The sequence below is a fragment of the Cellulomonas sp. NPDC055163 genome, assembly GCF_053607065.1.
Genome location: NZ_JBSGSU010000007.1, coordinates 231338 through 249992, shown reverse-complemented (window position 1 = coordinate 249992; position 18655 = coordinate 231338). Strand labels below are relative to the sequence as shown.

The window sequence follows — 18655 nt, the reverse complement described above, 5'->3', positions numbered from 1 at the left end:
GGGTAACCTCGACACCCGTGGCCACCACCGACTTCACCGCTGAGCTCCGCGACCTGCGCACGACCCTGGACTCGATCCAGGCGGTCAGCGACCCGACGGCGCTGAGGGTCAAGATCGCCGACCTGTCCGAGAAGGCGTCGGCCCCGGACCTGTGGGACGACCCGGACGCCGCGCAGAAGGTCACGTCGGCGCTGTCGGCGGCGCAGGCCGAGCTCGACCGGGTGCAGAAGCTGCGCGGGCGCATCGACGACCTCGAGACGCTCGTCGAGATGGCGACCGAGGACGGCGGCGACGCCGACACGCTCGCCGAGGCCGAGTCGGAGCTGCTCGGGATCCGCAAGGACCTCGGCGAGCTCGAGGTCCGCACGCTGCTCGCGGGGGAGTACGACCAGCGCGAGGCCGTCGTCACGATCCGCGCCGGGGCCGGTGGCGTCGACGCCGCCGACTTCGCCGAGATGCTCATGCGCATGTACCTGCGCTGGGCCGAGCGCCACAACTACCCGACGTCCGTGCTCGACACGTCGTACGCCGAGGAGGCGGGCCTCAAGTCCGCGACGTTCGAGGTCAAGGTGCCGTACGCGTTCGGGCACCTGTCCGTCGAGGCCGGCACGCACCGCCTCGTGCGCATCTCGCCGTTCGACAACCAGGGCCGCCGCCAGACGTCCTTCGCGGCCGTCGAGGTCATCCCGCTCATCGAGCAGACCGACTCCGTCGAGATCCCCGAGTCGGAGATCAAGGTCGACGTGTTCCGCTCGTCGGGCCCGGGCGGTCAGTCCGTCAACACGACCGACTCGGCGGTCCGCATGACGCACATCCCCACCGGGATCGTCGTGTCGATGCAGAACGAGAAGTCGCAGATCCAGAACCGGGCGGCCGCGCTGCGCGTCCTGCAGTCGCGCCTCCTCCTGGTGCGCCAGGCCGAGGAGAACGCCGCGAAGAAGGCCCTCGCCGGCGACATCAAGGCGAGCTGGGGCGACCAGATGCGCTCCTACGTGCTGCACCCGTACCAGATGGTCAAGGACCTGCGCACGGAGTACGAGGTCGGCAACACCTCCGGGGTGTTCGACGGCGACATCGACGGGTTCCTCGAGGCCGGCATCCGCTGGCGGCGGGGGCAGCAGCCCGACGCGTAGGGGCGAACCGCTCAGAACGGGCGTGCGCCGGTCGACAGTGTCTTCAGCGGGAAATGACCTCGACCGGGCAGGGGAGCACGAACAGGGGGATGGGCTCATCGCTGCGACGTACCCGCACGTACCGGGACGTACCGGGCACACGCCCCGGGTGACGTTCCGCGGTGCGCTCGATGGGGCACCGGGGCGGCGGCGTGTCTGCTGCCGAACGTCCGCCGGGCCTGCCTACGGTGGACGAGGCCAGAGCACGCGCCCCATCCCTGCCCCCGAGACTGGCCCCGAGCCGTGATCCGATTCGAGAACGTCACCAAGGTCTACGCGCGCGGCGCGAGGCCTGCCCTCGACGCGGTCGACCTCGAGGTCGAGCGCGGGGAGTTCGTCTTCCTCGTCGGGGCGTCCGGGTCGGGCAAGTCGACCTTCCTGCGGCTCGTGCTGCGCGAGGAGCGCCCGTCCGCCGGCAAGGTCTTCGTCGCCGGCAAGGACCTCACGACGCTCTCGTCGTGGAAGGTCCCGCACCTGCGCCGCCAGATCGGCGCGGTGTTCCAGGACTTCCGCCTGCTGCCCAACAAGACGGTCTTCGAGAACGTCGCGTTCGCGCTCCAGGTGATCGGCAAGCCGCGCCACCACATCCTCACGACGGTCCCCGACACGCTCGAGATGGTCGGGCTCGCGGGCAAGGAGAAGCGCCGCCCGCACGAGCTCTCGGGCGGCGAGCAGCAGCGCGTCGCGATCGCCCGCGCGTTCGTCAACCGCCCGTCGATCCTGCTGGCCGACGAGCCGACGGGGAACCTCGACCCGACCACGTCGCTCGGGATCATGCGGCTGCTCGACCGGATCAACCGGACCGGCACCACGGTGGTCATGGCGACGCACGACGACGAGATCGTCGACCAGATGCGCAAGCGCGTGATCGAGCTGTCCTCCGGCGAGCTGGTCCGTGACCAGTCGCGCGGTGTGTACGGCTCGGCGCGCTGAGAGGGCACCCCCGTGAGACTGCAGTTCATCCTCTCCGAGATCGGCATCGGCCTGCGCCGGAACCTGTCGATGTCCATCTCGGTGATCCTCGTGACCTTCGTGTCGCTGACGTTCGTCGGCGCCGCCGCGCTGCTGCAGCTGCAGATCGGTGCGATGAAGGGCGACTGGTACGACAAGGTCGAGGTCTCGGTCTTCCTGTGCCCCCGCGACTCGCCGGAGCCGACGTGCGCCGCCGGTGAGGTCACCGAGGAGCAGAAGGCCGCGATCCAGGCGGCGCTCGACTCCCCGGACATCGACCCGTACGTCGAGAAGATCTACTTCGAGTCGAAGGACGAGGCGTTCGCGGCGTTCGAGAAGCAGTTCTCGGACCAGTGGTGGGCGGCGGAGACGACCGTCGACGACATGAACACCTCCTACCGGATCAAGCTCGCGGACCCCGAGAAGTACCAGGTCGTCGCGGACGTGCTGACGGGGCGGCAGGGCGTCGAGGAGGTCCAGGACCAGCGCGCGCTGTTCGACAAGCTGTTCCTGGTGCTGAACCGGGCGACGCTGCTCTCGGCCGGCCTCGCCGCGGTCATGCTGCTCGCGGCCGTGCTGCTCATCACGACGACGATCCGCCTCTCGGCGATGAGCCGCCGCCGCGAGACCGGGATCATGCGGCTCGTCGGCGCCTCGAACCTGTTCATCCAGCTCCCGTTCATGCTCGAGGGCGCGATCGCCGCGACCATCGGCGCCGGCCTTGCGGTCGCGGGGCTGTGGGTGGGCGTGAAGTACCTGGTGACCGACTGGCTCGGCGCGTCGGTCGAGTGGATCCCGTACGTCTCGACGTCGGACGTCTGGTTCGTGACGCCGTTCCTCGTCGCGATCGCCATCGGCCTGGCCGCGATCTCGTCCGTCGTGACGCTCAGCCGCTACACGAGGGTGTGACATGACCGACCCGCAGCACACCCGCCCCCGGCGCCGCCTCGTGACCCGGGCGGTCGCCGCCGGCGTCGCCGGGCTGCTCGGCGTGCTCGCCGCCGTGCACGGGTCCGCGTTCGCCGACCCGCTCTCGGACCAGCGCCGCGCCGCCGAGCAGAAGGCCGCTGAGAACAAGGCCGCCCGCGAGCGCGTCGCGGCGTCCCTCGAGGGCATCAACGCCGATCTCGCGCAGGCCGTCCTGGACCTGCAGGTCGTCGAGCAGCGCCTACCCGTCGCGCAGGCCGAGCTCGCGACCGCCGAGGAGACGCTGCAGCGCACCGAGCGGGAGGCCGAGCTGATCGCGGCCCGGCTGGTCGACGCCCAGGAGCAGGAGACGACGATCGGCGCGACCATCGCCGCCGACACCGAGCGCGGGCAGAAGATCCGTGTCGCGATCGGCCAGATGGCCCGTGAGGCTTACAAGGGCGGCAGCGGCACGTCGAGCATGGACATCGTGCTGGACGCCGAGAGCACCGAGGACTTCATCGCGCAGTACGGCCTCGTGACCACGGCGCTGCGCACCCAGACGCAGGCGCTCGACGAGCTGCGCGCCATCGAGGCGCAGAACCGCAACAGCCAGGCCCGCCTCACAGCCGTCCGCACCCGCATCACCGAGCTCAAGGCGGAGGCGGACCAGAAGGTCGTCGAGGCCGACGCCGCGCGTGACGAGGCTGCTGCGCGCAAGGCCGAGGTCGAGCGGCTCATCGTCGAGCAGGCCGCCAAGAAGGCGACCATCGAGGCGCAGAAGTCGGCGGCGCAGGCCGAGCAGGCGCGCATCGACGCGGAGGCGGCCGTGATCTCCGCGCAGCTCGCGAGCATCGCCGCGCAGCAGAAGGCCGCCGCCGAGGCCGCAGCTGCGGCCGCGGCTGCCGCCGCCCGCGCCGCAGGGAAGCCCGCACCGGCACCGGCACCGGCCGCGCCCGGGCCTGTCGGCCGGGGGCTCTTCCAGAACCCGACGTCGATCAGCCCGGCGTACGTCACGTCGGAGTACGGGATGCGCCTGCACCCGACGCTCGGCTACGTCCGCCTGCACGCCGGTATCGACCTGCGGACCTACTGCGGCACGCCGCTGTACGCGGGGCGCGCGGGGACCGTGCAGTGGGCGCAGTACCGGTTCGGCTTCGGCAACCAGGTGATGATCGACCACGGGCTCGTCAACGGGAACTCGCTCATGTCGAGCTACAACCACATGACGCGGTTCGTCGTCGGCGGTGGGGAGCAGGTCAGCGCCGGCCAGCTCATCGGCTACTCGGGCAACACCGGTACGTCGGCCGCCTGCCACCTGCACTTCGAGGTGTACCTCGACGGGAACACCACGAACCCGCGGCCGCTGCTCGGGATGTGACCCGGCACTGCCACCGGGTGTCGCGCCGCCGCCGGGGCGGGCGTGCTCGGGCGGGCTGTCGTGGAGCCGCTGGCCGGGAACGGGCCGTCCGGACAATCCCTGCGGGCGGATCCTGGGGTGCGGGGTAGGCTCGACGACCGGCAGATCCGCCGAACGTGCGTGAGCGAGAGGGTGCCGTCATGGCGAAGGACACGGGGCGCAAGCTCGTCGCGTCCAACAAGAAGGCGCGCCACGACTACATGATCGAGGACGTCTTCGAGGCGGGGCTCGTGCTCAGCGGGACCGAGGTGAAGGCCCTGCGCGCCGGCCGCGCGTCGCTGATCGACGGCTGGTGCGAGATCACCGACGGCGAGGCGTGGCTCGAGGGCGTCCACATCCCGGAGTACTCGCAGGGCACGTGGACCAACCACGCGCCGCGCCGCAAGCGCAAGCTCCTGCTGCACCGGACGGAGATCGACCGGCTCTCGTCGAGGACGCGGGAGAAGGGCCAGACGATCGTCCCCCTCGCGCTGTACTTCCTCGACGGCCGTGCGAAGGTCGAGATCGCGCTCGCACGCGGCAAGAAGGAGTACGACAAGCGCCAGGCGCTGCGCGAGCGGCAGGACAACCTCGAGGCGCAGCGCGCGGTGCGCGAGAAGCGCGACCGCTAACGGGTCGCCCGTGCACGCGCGGCGCCGTCGGCGCTGTCCGGGGCTCAGCCCGTCCGCGCCCCGAGCGAGCGGCACAGCGCGTCGGGATCGGTGACCGGGAGGTCGCACACGAACCCGCGGCACACGTAGGCGGTGGGCCGGCCGTCGCGCAGGGGACGGTCCTGCAGGAGCGGCACCGGCTGCTCGGACGCCGTGCCGGTGCCGACGGCCACGACCGCGCCCGGCGCGAGTCCCGCGCGTGCGGCACCCACGAGCGCGCGCGTCGCGGGGTCGTCCGGCGCGCCCACCACGGCGATCTCGCGCGGTCCGTCGAGCACGGCCTCGGCGAGCGCGAGCGGCCAGCCCGTCGCGCGGGGGAACCGCCCCGACACGGCGAGCGGGCGGTCCAGGGCACGCTCGGCGGCCTCACGGTGCTCGCTCGACCCGCTGAGCATCGCGTAGGTGAGCAGCGCGCCCGCGGCGGCGGACGGCCCGGACGGGGACGGGCCGTCGGCGATCTCCTGCGGGCGCTGCAGCCGCGCCAGCACGGCGTCGGTCTCGTCGTCGGCGGTGTCCCAGAAGCTCCCGGCGTCGTCCCGGAAGTGCGCGAGCACCGTCCCGAGCAGGGCGCCGGCGCGCGTGAACCACACGGGGTCGCCCGTCGCGGAGAAGAGCGCGAGGTAGCCCTCGGCGACGTCGGCGTAGTCGGCGAGGACGCCGGGGGAGCGGCCGACGGCACCGTCGCGCGACGTGCGGGTCAGGCGCGGGCCGGTCTCGCCCTCGCGCACGTGCAGGGACCACAGCAGCTCGGCGGCGCGTGTCGCGGCGTCGACCCAGTCGGGCCGGTCGAGGAGCGCGCCGGCGTCCGCGAGCCCGGCGATCGCGAGCCCGTTCCACGCGGCGACGACCTTGTCGTCCCGGCCCGGCTGCGGGCGCCGGTCGCGCGCCGCGAGGAGGCGGGCGCAGACGTCGTCGAACCGTGCGCGCTCGCCCGGTCCCGGGTCGGCCCGCAGCCCGAGCACCGACGTGCCGTGCTCGAACGTCCCGGCCGCCGTGACGCCGAACAGCTCGGCCGCCCACGCGCCGTCCTCGGGCCCGAGGACGGCGACGAGGTCCTGGGGCGTCCACACGTACGTCAGGCCCTCAACGCCCTGCGTGTCCGCGTCGAGCGACGCGGCGAACCCGCCCTCGGGGGTGCGCATCTCCCGGAGCAGCCACCCGGCGCTGCCCTCGACGACGCGGCGGGCCAGCTCCGAGCCGGTCGCCCGCCACCAGTGCGCGTAGACGCGCAGCAGCTCGGCGTTGTCGTCGAGCATCTTCTCGAAGTGCGGCACCGTCCAGGTCGCGTCGACGGAGTACCGCGCGAAGCCGCCGCCCAGCTGGTCGGCCATGCCGCCACGGGCCATCGCCTCGAGCGTGCCCTCGGCCATCGCGAGGGCGCGCGCGTCGCCGGTCCGCGCGTGCCGTCGCAGCAGCCACTCGAGCACCAGGGAGGGTGGGAACTTGGGCGCGCCGCCGAACCCGCCCGCGCGTGCGTCGAACTGGGCCGTGAGGGCGTCGAGCGCCGCCGCGGTGCGCGCCTCGAGCACCTCGTGCACGACCGGCGCGGGGGCCCCGGTGCCCGCCGGGGTGGCCGCCCCGAGCGCCTCCCGCAGCGCGGTCGCGTTGTGCTCGACGTCCTGGCGCTGCTCGGCCCACGCCTGCCCGATCGCCTGGAGCACCTGCGGGAACGACGGCATCCCGCCGACCGGGCGCGGCGGGTAGTAGGTGCCGCAGAAGAACGGCTCGCCGTCGGGCGTCGCGAAGACGGTCATGGGCCAGCCGCCCTGACCGGTCATCGCCTGCGTCGCGGCCATGTAGACCGCGTCGACGTCCGGGCGTTCCTCGCGGTCGACCTTCACGGACACGAACCCGCGGTTCATGAGCAGCGCCGTCGCCTCGTCCTCGAACGACTCGTGCGCCATGACGTGGCACCAGTGGCAGGCGGCGTACCCGACCGAGATCAGCAGGGGCACGTCGCGACGACGGGCCTCGGCGAACGCCTCGTCGCCCCACTCGTACCAGTCGACAGGGTTGTCCCGGTGCTGCTGGAGGTAGGGGCTCGTGCTCGCTGCGAGTCGGTTCGCCACGGGGGTCCTTCGGGTCGTTGTCCGCCGTGCTGGCCGGTCGGTCCCACCGTCGCACGCGGGCGACGGACGTGCAGGGGCGGCACCCCGGGCTGGCCGGGCCAGCGGGTGAGCGGCTCAGCGGGTCGCAGCGCCCCCGGCCCGGTGCTCACGCCACGCGCGCCAGGCGCCCGTCGACCAGAGCGCCCACACCACGAGGAGCGGCTGGAAGAGCAGCCGCACCGCCCGCGCCGCGTCGGAGTCGAGGCCGAAGGCGTCGGTGCGCGTCACGAGCTGGGAGATGTTGCCGGGGAAGACCGCGACGAAGAACGCGGCGACGACCCACCCGACCAGCGCTCGGTGGCGGCCGCCGACCGCGACCAGCGCGGCACCGAGGGCCACCTCGACGACCCCCGACGCGACGACGACGGTGTCCGGGTCGAACGGCACCCACGTCGGCACCTGCGCCTGGAACTCCGCACGCGCCGTGGTCAGGTGGCTGACGCCGGCGAACGCGAGGAACACCCCGAGCGCGAGACGGCCCACGGTCCTCGGGCGCGTGCGCGTCGAGGCCGGCTGCGCGGTCCACGGCGCGCGGCGCGTGACCGGGCCGGTGTGCGTGCGGGCGGGGTGTGCGGTCATGTCCGGGCCCTCCGTCGACGGGTGGTCAGGCCGCGCGAGGTGCGCGGTACTGCTGGTGCCGCACCTGGCGCGTGGCGCGCCGGCCGGTCAGCGCGCCGCGCGCAGCGTGTTCGCGCTGACCTTGTGCAGCAGCCGGCGCAGGTCTGCCGACTCGTCGGGGGTGAGGTCGAGGGCCGCGCCGATCGCGTCGGGCACCGGGGTGCTGCGCTCCTGCAGCGCGGCGCCCTTGGCGGTGAGGGAGACGAGCACCGAGCGCTCGTCGTCGGTGCGGCGGCGGCGGTCGACCAGGCCGCCGGCCTCGAGCCGCTTGAGCAGCGGCGACAGGGTGCCGTAGTCGAGCTGGATCTCGTCGACCAGCTCGCGGACCGTGCGCTCGCCCTGGTACCAGAGCACCCGCATCACGAGGTACTGCGGGTAGGTCAGGCCGAGGTCGTCGAGCAGCGGCCGGTACACCGAGGTGAGGTTGCGCGACGCGGAGTAGATGTCGAAGCAGATCATCGCCTCGAGGGCGCCCGGCGCGTCGCCGTCGGTCCCGGGGGCCGCGCCGTCGGGGTGCGGTCCCCGCGCGGCGTCGGAGCGTGGCCGGCGCGTGCGCGTGCCGTGCGCCGTGGCGTCGTCGCTCACCGCTCGCCCACCCCCCGTGGTCGCGCTCACGACCCCTCCGTGCCGGACGGGACGCCGCGCGGGCAGGTACGCCGCTGCGCGGTCGCCCCGGAGGGCTGGGTGGTGGTCATGTCGGCTCCATCGTAGGTGGCCGGCGCGGTGGCGGCCCAGTCAACCCGGACCGCCACCGCGGTGCGTCAGCTCGCGAGGAAGGCGAGGAGCGCCTCGTTGACCTCGTCGGGGTGCGTCGCGAGCAGGCCGTGCGGCGCGCCTTCGATCTCGACGTAGGTGGCCTCGGGGAGGCGCTTGCGGAACTCCCGCGCGGTCGCGTCGATGGGGAGGATCCGGTCGGCGGTGCCGTGCAGGACGAGCGACGGCACGTCGACCTTCTCGATGTCGGCGCGGAAGTCGGTGAGCCAGCTCGTGACGACGGCGTACGCGGCGATCGGGGCGGACGACGCGGCGACGTTCCAGCTGCCGCGCACGGCGGCCTCGCTCAGGCGCGAGCCGAGGTTCTCGTCGAGGTTGTAGAAGTCGGCGAAGAAGTTGTCGAACCACGCGTGGCGGTCCTTCGTGGCGGCCTCGCGGATGCCGTCGAACACCGAGCCCGGGACGCCCGTCGGGTTGTCGTCCGTGTGCAGCAGGAACGGCTCGAGCGACGCGAGGAAGGCGGCCTTCGCGACGCGTCCCGAGCCGTAGGTGCCGAGGTAGCGGCCGACCTCGCCGGTGCCCATCGAGAAGCCGACGAGCACGACGTCGTTCAGGTCGAGCGTCTCGAGGACCGTGTGGAGGTCCGCGGCGAACGTGTCGTAGTCGTACCCGGTCGTGACCTTGCTCGACCTCCCGAAGCCGCGGCGGTCGTAGGTGAGGACGCGGAAGCCGTTGTCGAGGAGTGCCGCGGTCTGCTTCTCCCACGAGTGCCCGTCGAGCGGGTAGCCGTGGATGAGCACGACGGGCTGACCGGTGCCGTGGTCCTCGTAGTACAGCTCGATGTCCGTGGAGTTCTCGGTGCCGACGGTGATGAAGCCCATGGTGCGTCTCCTCGTGTGATCGGTGTCCGCTGCGCGCCCGGTCGGGCCGGTACAACGAACACAACTCTATCGTGCACAAGGTATCCGTCAAGCCCTCCCGCGTGAACGGCTGGCGAACGTCCGGGGGTTGCGCGGGAGCGCCCGGGCGCGCAAGCCTGGACGGGACGGGTTAGTAAGCACTATGTACAAATAGGCCCGACCAGCCCGACCAGCCCGTCGTGGGTCGCCCCCGAGCAGAGAGCGAGAGTCCCGATGAAGTGGTTCCGCGAACGTGGCGTGCGTGCTGTCCTGATCGGCGGGTTGGTGGGAGCGATGGCCGTCCCCGTCGGCCTCGCCACGAGCGCCGGCGCGCACGGCTGGGTCACGTCACCCCCGAGCCGGCAGGACCACTGCAGGACCGGCGCGGCCGGATTCGACTGCGGTCAGGTGAAGTACGAGCCACAGAGCGTCGAGGCGCCCAAGGGCTCGATGCTCTGCAGCGGCGGCAACGCCCAGTTCGCCGTCCTCGACGACGCCGGCAAGCCGTGGCCCGTGACCTCCGTCGGACGCTCGGTGACGTTCCAGTGGAAGCTCACCGCCGCGCACAGCACCAGCACGTGGGAGTACTTCGTCGACGGCGTGCTGCACCGTACGTTCGACCAGGGCGGCGCCCAGCCGTCGGCGACGATCAGCCACACGCTCACGGACCTGCCGGCCGGCCGGCACACCGTGCTCGCGCGGTGGAACGTCTCGAACACCGCGATGGCGTTCTACAGCTGCGTCGACCTGCAGGTCGGGAGCGGGACGCCCACGCCGACGCCCACCCCGACGAGCCCGACGCCCACCCCGACCCCGACCCCGACCGGCCCGAGCGCGTGCGCCGCGGCGCCGTGGTCCGCCGCAGCGGTCTACCTCGGCGGCGCACGCGTCTCCTACGCCGGCCGCACCTGGCAGGCCCAGTGGTGGACGCAGGGCGAGGCGCCGCGCGCGACCGAGTGGGGCGTGTGGCGGGACCTCGGCCCGTGCTCGACGACGGGTGCGCGGACCGTCCGCACCGCCGCCGCCTGACGGCACCGCGCACGGGGGCCGGTCGACGACGCCGGCCCCCGTGCGGTGGGCACCCGGGTGACGCGGCCCGGCGGGCGGCCCGGACACTGGCCGCCCGACGGCCCGCGGGCCAGACTGACGGGCATGCGCCTGCCCGTGATGCCGCCCGTGGACCCGATGCTCGCGAAGTCCGTGCCGAGGATCCCCGCAGGGCAGTGGTACGAGCCCAAGTGGGACGGCTTCCGCGCGATCGTGTTCCGCGACGGCGACGAGGTCGAGATCGGCAGCCGCAACACGAAGCCGATGCAGCGGTACTTCCCGGAGGTCGTGCAGCACGCGCTCGACCACCTCCCGGAGCGGTGCGTGGTCGACGGCGAGATCGTCGTGCCGTCCGCGACGACCGGCGGGCTCGACTGGGACGCACTCCAGCAGCGGGTGCACCCCGCGGCGTCCCGCGTGCAGCTGCTCTCGAAGGAGACGCCCGCGCTGCTCGTGCTCTTCGACGTGCTCGCGCTCGGCGACGACGACCTCACCGGTCGCCCGTACGTCGAGCGCCGGCGCATCCTCGAAGGGCTCGTGCGGGGGAGCGGTCCGGTGCACGTGACGCCGTCGACCGACGACGCGGACGTCGCGCAGGACTGGTTCCGGCAGTTCGAGGGTGCCGGGCTCGACGGCGTCGTCGCCAAGGGGCCGGACACCACCTACCAACCGGGCAAGCGCGTCATGCAGAAGATCAAGCACGAGCGCACCGCCGACTGCGTCGTCGCCGGGTACCGTCCGCACACCTCGGGCGGCGACGCGCTCGGCTCGCTGCTGCTCGGGCTGTACCGGCCCGACGGGGTGCTCGCCTCGGTCGGGGTCGCGGCGTCGTTCACGATGGCCCGCCGCAAGGAGCTCGTGGCCGAGCTCGCTCCGCTCGTCACCGACCTCGCGACCCACCCGTGGGGCGGCGAGCCCACCGGGCGCACGCCGCGCAAGGGCGAGACGAGCCGGTGGAACAGCGGCAAGGACCTGTCCTTCGTCCCGCTGCGGCCCGAGCTCGTCGTCGAGGTCGCGTACGACCACCTCGAGGGCGACCGGTTCCGGCACACCACGCAGTTCCGGCGCTGGCGCACGGACCGCGACCCGGGCTCGTGCACCTACGCGCAGCTCGACGAGCCGGTGCGGTTCGCGCTCGCGGACGTGCTCGCGGCGCGCTGAGGTCCGCACGCCCGGCGGGCGGTGGGTCCAGGGCCGCGCCCGTGGGGGTCACGTGGCGACGGCGGCAGCACCTCAGCGCCCGCGGCGGCGGCGCTCGCGCCTGCGCGCATCGAGCCTGCCCGCATCGCGCCGGCTCGCGTCACGCGTGCTCGCGTCACGCCCGTGCGGCGTGTTCCTCGTCATGCGTCCAGCGGTGGCGGAGCCGGGCGGTCTCGGCGACGCTCGTGCGAGCAGCACCGCACGGACCGGCCGGGACACGCGCCGGCCGCGTCCCGCCCGAGCCCGATCGGAGCCCCCGTGACCCTGACCTCGCCCGCACGCCCCTCCGGGGCCACGACCACCACAGCCGGGTCGCCGGTCCCGCGCCTCGCGACGCACGACGTGGACGGCGCCCTCGTGACGGGTGCGGGGGACCATGAGGTCGAGCGTGCCGACCTGCTCGCGGCGATGACCGTGCTCGAGGCCGTGCAGCTCGAGCCCGTGGTCGTGGCGTGAGCGGCCGGGGTGCGGCCGACGCCGCCGCCTCGGGCGGATCGTCCGCAGGGTCCCGCCCGGCCGTCGCGGCGACCGACGACACGTACGCCGCGGTCACGCCGCTCCCTGTCGCGTCCGCCGATCTCGACGCGGCGGTGCAGCGGGTGCTCGGTGAGGGCGCCCGGCTGCGCGAGTCGCAGCGCGACGCGCTCGACGGGCTGCGCGACCGGGACACCCTGCTCGTCGCGCGGTCCGGCGCGGGCAAGACCGCCGTGTACGCGATCTCGACGCTGCTGACGGGGCGGCTCAGCGTCGTCGTCTCCCCGCTCCTCGCGCTGCAGCGCGACCAGGTGACCGCGCTGCGCGAGGCCGGGCTGCGCGCCGAGGCCGTGAGCTCCGCACGCACGGCACGCCAGCAGCGCCAGGCGCTCGAGCTCGCGGCCGCCGGGGAGCTCGACGTGCTGCTCCTCGCACCCGAGCAGCTCGTGCGCTCGGCCGTGATCGACGAGCTCGTGACCGCCGACGTCGGGCTCGTCGTCGTCGACGAGGCGCACTGCGTCGCCGAGTGGGGCCACGACTTCCGGCCCGACTACCTGCAGATCGGCGCGGCCGTCGAGCAGCTCGGCCGTCCCCGTGTGCTCGCCATGACGGCCACCGCGTCGCCGCACGTGCGCGACGAGATCGTCGAGCGCCTCGCGATGCACGAGCCGCGTGTGCTCGTGCACGACGCCGACCGGCCCAACATCTGGCTCGGCGCGCACCACGCCGCGACCGAGTCCGAGCGGGACCAGCGCGTCGTCGCGTGGGTGCTCGAGCAGGAGGGGGCCGGGATCGTCTACGGGCGCACCCGGACCCACGTCGAGTCGCTCGCAGCGGCGCTGGCCGACGCCGGCAAGCCCGCGCTGGTCTACCACGCAGGGCTCCGCGCGGCCGACCGCGCAGCCGCGCAGGACGCGTTCCTGCGCGGGGACGCCGACCTCGTGGTCGCGACCAGCGCGTTCGGCATGGGCGTCGACCGGCTCGACGTGCGCTTCGTGGTGCACGCCGGCCCGTCGCCGTCGCTCGACGCGTACTACCAGGAGGTCGGGCGCGCCGGGCGCGACGAGGAGCCCGCGACCACGGTGCTGTTCACGCGGCCCGACGACTTCGGGCTCAACCACTACCTGCGCTCGGGCGGCGGCCCTCGCCCGGAGACGGTGCGCAAGGTCCTGCGCGAGCTCGCCCAGGAGCCGGCCACGCGCGACCAGCTCGTCGAACGCACGGGGCTGACCACCCGCACGCTCTCGCGCGTGCTCGGGGCGCTGCTCGGCGTCGAGGCCGTCCGTCAGGAGGGCGACCTGCTGCACGCGGGCGAGCTCACGCCGGCCCGGGCCCTCAAGGCCGTGACCGAGCGGCGTGAGCGGCTCCAGGAGATCGACACCACGCGCGTCGAGCTCGTCCGCACCTACGCCGACGCGACCGACTGCCGCCGCCGCCTGCTGCTCGAGCTGCTCGGCGAGGCGCACCCCCGGCAGTGCGGTCGGTGCGACAACTGCGAGCAGGGCACGTCGCTCGACGTCGACGAGTCGCGGCTGCGGACCGGGGAGCACGTCGAGCACACCGAGTTCGGCCGCGGGGTCGTGTCCGTCGTCGAGGCGGAGCGCGTGACGGTGCTGTTCGACGAGCGCGGGTACGTCACGCTCGACACCGCGATCGCGCTCGACTCGGGGATCCTCTCGGTCGTGCCGAACAGCTCGACGGCGGGTGGCCTGGCCGCGGACCTGACGTCCGAGTCGCCCGACGCCGAGGCGGGAGCCGCATGACGGACGTGACCGCGGCCGTCTCCGGGCCGCTCGACCCGGGCGACGGCCCCCCGGTACGCGCGAACGTTCTCCTCGCGGAGGACGACGAGCGGACCCTGCGCCGTGGCGCCCCGCGCGTGTCGACGATGCCGCGGCGCACGACGGTCACGCTCGGCACCGCCGCGGAGGTCGTCGCGACCGAGATCGGTGACCTGGACGCGCCTGGGCCGACTCTCGTGCTGGTGCACGGGATCGGTGTCTCGGGCCGGTACTTCGCCCCGCTCGCCGACGTCCTGGGACGCGACCACCGCGTGCTGGTCCCCGACCTGCCCGGCTTCGGCCGCTCCCCGCGGCTCGAGCAGCGCCCGACGATCGAGAGCATGGCCGCGACCGCGCGCGACTACCTGCGGGCGGCGGACCTCGACCGGCCGGTGCTCGTCGGCCACTCGATGGGGGCGCAGGTCGTGACCGAGGTCATGCGCCAGGCGCCCGGCGCCGCCCGGCGCGGGGTCTGCATCGGCACCGTCACCGACAGCCAGGCGCGCAACGCCGTCCGCCAGGCCCTGCGCCTCGCGCGCGACGGCCTGCACGAGTCCGTGCGCGCCAACGCGATCATCACCTCCGACTACCTGCGGGCCGGCCCGCGCTGGTACACCGCGATGCTCCGGCCCATGCTCGGCTACGCGACCGAGGAGGCCGCCGCCGAGGTGACCGACGAGATCCTGTTCGTGCGCGGCGAGAAGGACCCGATCTGCACGCGGCGCTGGCAGGCCGAGCTCGCGGCCGCCGCCCCACGCGGCCGCACCGCCGAGATCCCCGGGGCCGGTCACGTCGCGATGTACACGCACCCGGAGGCGGTCGCCGCGCTGTGCGTGGGGGAGGCGCCGTGATGCCGCGCGTCGCGGACGTGCTCCGCAAGGGCGCGTGGTGGGCCGCCGACTACGCGTACGTCACCTGGTGGCAGCTCGCGGGCGTCGTGCGCCGGGCGGGCGCCGACGACTGGCTGCACCCGGACCCACGCGTCGAGCCCGCGGTGCTCCTGCTCCCCGGCGTCTACGAGACGTGGAAGTTCATGCACCCGCTCGCGCAGTCCCTCCACGACCGGGGTCACGCGGTGCACGTCGTCGACCGGCTCGGGCTCAACGCCGGCGCCATCCCGGCCGCGGCGGACCTCGTCGCGGAGCAGATCCTCGCCGAGGACCTGCGGGACGTCGTGATCGTCGCGCACAGCAAGGGCGGGCTCATCGGCAAGACCGTCATGGGCCGCCCCGACGTGGGCGACCGGGTCGCCGGGATGGTCGCGATCAACACTCCCTTCGCCGGCTCGCCCTACGCCGGCTGGATCCCGCTGCGCAGCGTCCGGACGTTCGTGCCGACCGACGAGGTGCTGACCGCGCTGCAGGCGCACCAGGTCCCGAACAGCCTCATCACGAGCGTCTACACGCGGTTCGACCCGCACATCCCCGGCGGCAGCGAGCTCGTCGGCGCGCACAACGTGCAGCTCGCGACGCCCGGGCACTTCCGGGTGCTCAGCGACCCCGACCTCGTGCCGCTGCTGGTCGAGGAGCTCGCGCGTCGCGTGCGGAGCTGAGGCCGCCGCCGTCGCCGCGGCCGCCGTCGTCGTCGCGGTGCGTCAGTCGTCGATGCCCGTGCCGCGCTCGACGGCGTCGTCGGCCCCGTGCGCCTTGCGTGCCTCGAGGAGCGGGACGACGAGCCACAAGACGGTCAGGAACGCGAGCGTCCCGCCGCCCGCGAGGTACCCGGCGGTGCGGTTCACGACGAAGTCGAACAGCAGGAGCGCCGCGCCGCTCAGCACGAGCGCGAGGAACGCGAGCCCGGCGCGCGCGAGCCGGTCGCCCCACTCGACGAGCTCCGGCTTGAGCCCCTTGCGGAACAGGATCCGGTGCAGGCTGACCGGGGCCGTGATGAGCCCGGTCGTCACGAGCGCGAGCAGGACGAGCACGAGGTAGACGTCGCGCTGGAACTCGTCGAGGTCGTCGAACCGCTGCTGGAACGGCACCGTCAGCAGGAACCCCGTGAGGATCTGCACGCCGGTCTGCGTGACCCGCAGCTCCTGCAGCAGCTCGTTCCAGTTGCGGTCCATGCGCTCGGTGCGCGTCTCGCGACGGTCGTTGTGCAGCTCGAGCTCGTGCTGGGCCACCATGTCCACCTCATCGGGGTCGTATCCGGTATGTCTGTGCGTATGGTGCCGCCTGCGGGCCCGCGGCGCGCGGTGGGACGCCGCCCGCGGGTCGCATCGTGGGCAGGTGTCCGGGTGGCGGCCCTGGCTCCGCCGTCAGCGCAGGTCAGCGGGAATGAACGGGACGCCGCCGGGTGTTGTGACGTAAGATGAGCGACGCACGCCAGCCCTTCCGGGGGCCGGTGCGCGGTTGACAACTCAACACGGGGGTGATCGGTTTCGACGGTGATCGTCGAGCCAGGAGAAGCGGGCCGAGGACGCACGGTTATCTCGTAAACGATCCGTGCAAACCCATAGGTGCCAATACATCGCGCACCGACTTCGAACTCGCCGCCTGAGCTAGTTACGAAGTCCGTCAGCCCGAGAGTGCTCTCGACTCGGTAGCTGGCGTCATCTAGAGAGCCACTGCTCCCAGCATTCGTCGTCGGTGCTGGGGGGACTCTTAGACGACTGAGCCCGCTCGCGACATGCTTGCTAGATCGCGAGGGCTGAGAAAAAGCGCAGCAAGCTGCGCCCGGAGAAGTCCTGGTTTTTCGTCATCGGACGCGGGTTCGATTCCCGCCACCTCCACTGCTGCGAGCGCCGCAAGGCTGCCCCGGCACTCGAAGGCCGTCATCCCTCTCGCCGGGGGTGGCGGCCCTTCCTGTGCCCGGGGCCGTGCGCAGCGCCAGGCCCCAGGCAGGTCACCCTCCGTGCACGACCGCCGCGCTGCCCCCGCCGCGACGGGCAGGTTCGGCCACCGCCAGCAGCGCCCCGCCCGGGAGGAACTCGATCGCGGTGGCCGCGCCGATCTCCGGGTTGTCGGTGAACACATGGCCGAGGGCCTGCAGCGCCGTCCGGTCGAATCCGGGCTCGGCCTGGACCGCAGCGGTGTTGCGCTGGGTGGCGCGCGGCGCTGCGACGGCGGCCGGCAGGTCCATCCCGAGCTCCAGGCGGTTCACGAGGACCTGCAGCACCGTCGTGATGATCGTCGACCCGCCGGGGGAGCCGAGCGCCAGGAACGGCCGGCCGTCGGCCAGGATGATAGTCGGCGCCATCGAGCTGCGCGGCCGCTTGCCGGGGCCGGGCAGGTTCGGGTCGGCGCCGCCCTGGGTGTCGGTGAAGTTGAAGTCGGTCAGCTCGTTGTTGAGCAGGAACCCGCGGCCCGGCACCACGATCCCGTTGCCGCCGAGCGACTCGATGGTCAGGGTGCACGCGACGACGTTGCCCCAGCGGTCCGCCGTGGTCAGGTGCGTCGTGGACTCGCCGTCCGACACGTTCGTACCGAGCGACGCAGGCTCGCAGGCGGCGTAGTCGCCGTCCGGCACGCCGGGCGCGACCGGCTTGACGAGAGCGGTGGTCGGGTCGATCAGGCACGCGCGCTCGGCGGCGAACCCGTCCGAGAGGAGCTGCTCGAGGGGCACGTCGACGAACGCCGGGTCGCCGACGTACCGGTTGCGGTCGGCGAACGCCAGCGCGCTCGCCTCGAGGTACCCGTGCAGCGTCTGGGTCGTGTCGAACGGTCCGCCGGGACGCGACTCGAGGATGTTCAGGGCCTCGCCGACGGTCGAGCCGCCGGACGACGGTGGCGCCATGCCGTAGACGTCGAGCCCGCGGTACGACACGAGCGTGGGTTCGCGCAGCGGGGCCTCGTAGGACGCGAGGTCGCCCGGCTCGAGCAGCCCGGGGCGGACGACGAGCGGGCTGTGCCGGCGGACCGGCGGCTCCTGGACCGTGCGGACGATCTCCCGGGCGATCCTGCCGCTGTAGAACGCGTCGACCCCGCGGTACGCGAGCGTGTCGTAGGTGTCGGCGAGGTCGCGGTTGCGGAAGACCGAGCCGACCGCGGGGGGTGCGCCGCGCCGCAGGAAGAGGTCCGCCGACGACCGGAAGGCAGCGAACCGGGCGACGTTCGCGGCGGTCTGGTCCGCGAACGTCTGGTCCACCACGAATCCCCGGCGCGCCACCTCGGTCGCCCCCCTCAGGGCTTGCCGCAGGTCCAGCGAACCCCACTGGTCGAGAGCCGTCGCCCAGGTCCGCGGGGTGCCGGGCACTCCCACGGACAGGCCCGACGTCACCGCGTCCGCGAACGGGATCGGCACGCCGTCCTCCACGAACGCGTCGCTCTGCATCGCCGTCGGCGCGGTCTCACGCCCGTCGATGGTGTGGACCTGACCGGTTGCCGCGTCGTAGTACACGAAGAAGCCGCCGCCCCCGATGCCCGCCGAGAACGGCTCGGTCACGCCGAGCGTCGCCGCGGCCGCGACGGCGGCGTCCACCGCGTTGCCGCCCCGGCGCAGCACGTCGAGGCCCACCCGGGTCGCGTCCGCGTCGACCGTGGTGACCGCGCCGCCGTAGCCGGTCGCGACCGGGACCTTGTCGTCGGGACCCGGGTGCGGCGGGTGCGCCGAGGCGGGCGCGACGCCCACCCCCAGTGCGAGGACGACGGCGGCGACGAGCGCCACACGCGAGCCGGTCTGCCGGGACGGTCGCATCAGGTCTCCTCGGGCGAGAGGCTGGTAGGTCCCGTCCTACCACCCGCCGGCGGAGCCGTCGAGGCTCCTCCTCCTGATCG

General features: G+C 73.5%; 17 protein-coding genes and 1 other RNA gene. 12 read left to right on the top strand and 6 right to left on the bottom strand.

Features of this window, described 5'->3' with window-relative positions; translation table 11 throughout:
- Positions 1-17: 17 nt before the first annotated feature.
- The 5 genes from prfB to smpB all read left to right on the top strand — a co-directional run bounded on the left by prfB (position 18) and on the right by smpB (position 5060).
- Entirely contained in the window at positions 18-1133 is a 1116-nt protein-coding gene (gene prfB, locus ACWFNE_RS15635; RefSeq protein WP_452123338.1) for a peptide chain release factor 2, read from the top strand.
- A 282-nt stretch (positions 1134-1415) separates the two neighbouring features.
- Positions 1416-2105: a cell division ATP-binding protein FtsE gene (gene ftsE, locus ACWFNE_RS15630; protein ID WP_034624646.1), complete on the top strand. Its 690-nt coding sequence runs from the start codon at positions 1416-1418 to the stop codon at positions 2103-2105.
- A gap of 12 nt (positions 2106-2117) precedes the next feature.
- Entirely contained in the window at positions 2118-3032 is a 915-nt protein-coding gene (gene ftsX / locus ACWFNE_RS15625; protein ID WP_452123337.1) for a permease-like cell division protein FtsX, read from the top strand.
- A 1-nt stretch (position 3033) separates the two neighbouring features.
- Positions 3034-4410 carry a peptidoglycan DD-metalloendopeptidase family protein gene (locus ACWFNE_RS15620; RefSeq protein WP_452123336.1) on the top strand — a complete coding sequence of 459 codons (1377 nt, stop codon included), beginning with the start codon at positions 3034-3036 and terminating at the stop codon, positions 4408-4410.
- 179 nt (positions 4411-4589) lie between these two features.
- Positions 4590-5060 carry an SsrA-binding protein SmpB gene (gene smpB / locus ACWFNE_RS15615; protein WP_452123335.1) on the top strand — a complete coding sequence of 157 codons (471 nt, stop codon included), beginning with the start codon at positions 4590-4592 and terminating at the stop codon, positions 5058-5060.
- A 44-nt stretch (positions 5061-5104) separates the two neighbouring features.
- Here smpB and ACWFNE_RS15610 read toward each other — a convergent pair whose 3' ends face one another.
- The 4 genes from ACWFNE_RS15610 to ACWFNE_RS15595 form a co-directional block, all read right to left on the bottom strand.
- Complete coding sequence (locus ACWFNE_RS15610) at positions 5105-7168, bottom strand: thioredoxin domain-containing protein (protein ID WP_452123334.1); 2064 nt, start codon at positions 7166-7168, stop codon at positions 5105-5107.
- A 114-nt stretch (positions 7169-7282) separates the two neighbouring features.
- Positions 7283-7786, bottom strand: a complete 504-nt coding sequence (locus ACWFNE_RS15605) for a DoxX family protein (RefSeq protein ID WP_452123333.1) — start codon at positions 7784-7786, stop codon at positions 7283-7285.
- A gap of 87 nt (positions 7787-7873) precedes the next feature.
- Positions 7874-8440 (bottom strand): MarR family winged helix-turn-helix transcriptional regulator, encoded by a 567-nt coding sequence (locus ACWFNE_RS15600; RefSeq protein WP_452123332.1) that lies wholly within the window; start codon positions 8438-8440, stop codon positions 7874-7876.
- Between the two features lie 146 nt (positions 8441-8586).
- Positions 8587-9420, bottom strand: coding sequence for an alpha/beta fold hydrolase (locus tag ACWFNE_RS15595; protein WP_452123331.1), 834 nt, complete (start codon positions 9418-9420; stop codon positions 8587-8589).
- 312 nt (positions 9421-9732) lie between these two features.
- Between ACWFNE_RS15595 and ACWFNE_RS15590 the strand changes: the two genes are divergently transcribed.
- The 6 genes from ACWFNE_RS15590 (at position 9733) to ACWFNE_RS15565 (ending at position 15492) form a co-directional block, all read left to right on the top strand.
- A complete protein-coding gene (locus tag ACWFNE_RS15590) occupies positions 9733-10467 on the top strand; it encodes a lytic polysaccharide monooxygenase (RefSeq protein ID WP_452123330.1) in 735 nt (244 codons plus the stop codon).
- A gap of 123 nt (positions 10468-10590) precedes the next feature.
- A complete protein-coding gene (locus ACWFNE_RS15585; protein WP_452123329.1) occupies positions 10591-11646 on the top strand; it encodes an ATP-dependent DNA ligase in 1056 nt (351 codons plus the stop codon).
- 297 nt (positions 11647-11943) lie between these two features.
- A complete protein-coding gene (locus ACWFNE_RS15580) occupies positions 11944-12141 on the top strand; it encodes a hypothetical protein (RefSeq protein ID WP_452123328.1) in 198 nt (65 codons plus the stop codon).
- Positions 12138-13922 (top strand): RecQ family ATP-dependent DNA helicase, encoded by a 1785-nt coding sequence (locus ACWFNE_RS15575; protein WP_452123327.1) that lies wholly within the window; start codon positions 12138-12140, stop codon positions 13920-13922. Before ACWFNE_RS15580 ends, ACWFNE_RS15575 begins: the two co-directional genes overlap by 4 nt.
- On the top strand, positions 13919-14791 hold the full coding sequence (locus tag ACWFNE_RS15570) for an alpha/beta fold hydrolase (protein WP_452123326.1): 873 nt from the start codon (positions 13919-13921) through the stop codon (positions 14789-14791). Before ACWFNE_RS15575 ends, ACWFNE_RS15570 begins: the two co-directional genes overlap by 4 nt.
- Positions 14791-15492: an esterase/lipase family protein gene (locus tag ACWFNE_RS15565; RefSeq protein ID WP_452123453.1), complete on the top strand. Its 702-nt coding sequence runs from the start codon at positions 14791-14793 to the stop codon at positions 15490-15492. Before ACWFNE_RS15570 ends, ACWFNE_RS15565 begins: the two co-directional genes overlap by 1 nt.
- 42 nt (positions 15493-15534) lie before the next feature.
- Here ACWFNE_RS15565 and ACWFNE_RS15560 read toward each other — a convergent pair whose 3' ends face one another.
- Positions 15535-16062, bottom strand: coding sequence for a DUF6328 family protein (locus ACWFNE_RS15560; protein ID WP_452123325.1), 528 nt, complete (start codon positions 16060-16062; stop codon positions 15535-15537).
- A 244-nt stretch (positions 16063-16306) separates the two neighbouring features.
- On the opposite strand from ACWFNE_RS15560, the gene ssrA reads away from it, so the two are divergent.
- Positions 16307-16674, top strand: a transfer-messenger RNA (tmRNA) gene (ssrA, locus tag ACWFNE_RS15555).
- A 110-nt stretch (positions 16675-16784) separates the two neighbouring features.
- On the opposite strand, the gene ggt is transcribed toward ssrA, so the two are convergent.
- On the bottom strand, positions 16785-18575 hold the full coding sequence (gene ggt / locus ACWFNE_RS15550; RefSeq protein WP_452123324.1) for a gamma-glutamyltransferase: 1791 nt from the start codon (positions 18573-18575) through the stop codon (positions 16785-16787).
- Between the last annotated feature and the right edge of the window lie 80 nt (positions 18576-18655).

What these genes read in the sequence shown, in the direction of transcription:
- ACWFNE_RS15590 (WP_452123330.1), top strand. Translation starts at nt 9,733, where the DNA reads ATGGCCGTCCCCGTCGGCCTCGCCACGAGCGCCGGCGCGCACGGCTGG.
- ggt (WP_452123324.1), bottom strand. Translation starts at nt 18,575, where the DNA reads ATGCGACCGTCCCGGCAGACCGGCTCGCGTGTGGCGCTCGTCGCCGCC.
- ACWFNE_RS15620 (WP_452123336.1), top strand. Translation starts at nt 3,034, where the DNA reads ATGACCGACCCGCAGCACACCCGCCCCCGGCGCCGCCTCGTGACCCGG.
- ACWFNE_RS15565 (WP_452123453.1), top strand. Translation starts at nt 14,791, where the DNA reads ATGCCGCGCGTCGCGGACGTGCTCCGCAAGGGCGCGTGGTGGGCCGCC.
- ACWFNE_RS15595 (WP_452123331.1), bottom strand. Translation starts at nt 9,420, where the DNA reads ATGGGCTTCATCACCGTCGGCACCGAGAACTCCACGGACATCGAGCTG.
- smpB (WP_452123335.1), top strand. Translation starts at nt 4,590, where the DNA reads ATGGCGAAGGACACGGGGCGCAAGCTCGTCGCGTCCAACAAGAAGGCG.
- ACWFNE_RS15570 (WP_452123326.1), top strand. Translation starts at nt 13,919, where the DNA reads ATGACGGACGTGACCGCGGCCGTCTCCGGGCCGCTCGACCCGGGCGAC.
- ACWFNE_RS15605 (WP_452123333.1), bottom strand. Translation starts at nt 7,786, where the DNA reads ATGACCGCACACCCCGCCCGCACGCACACCGGCCCGGTCACGCGCCGC.
- ACWFNE_RS15585 (WP_452123329.1), top strand. Translation starts at nt 10,591, where the DNA reads ATGCGCCTGCCCGTGATGCCGCCCGTGGACCCGATGCTCGCGAAGTCC.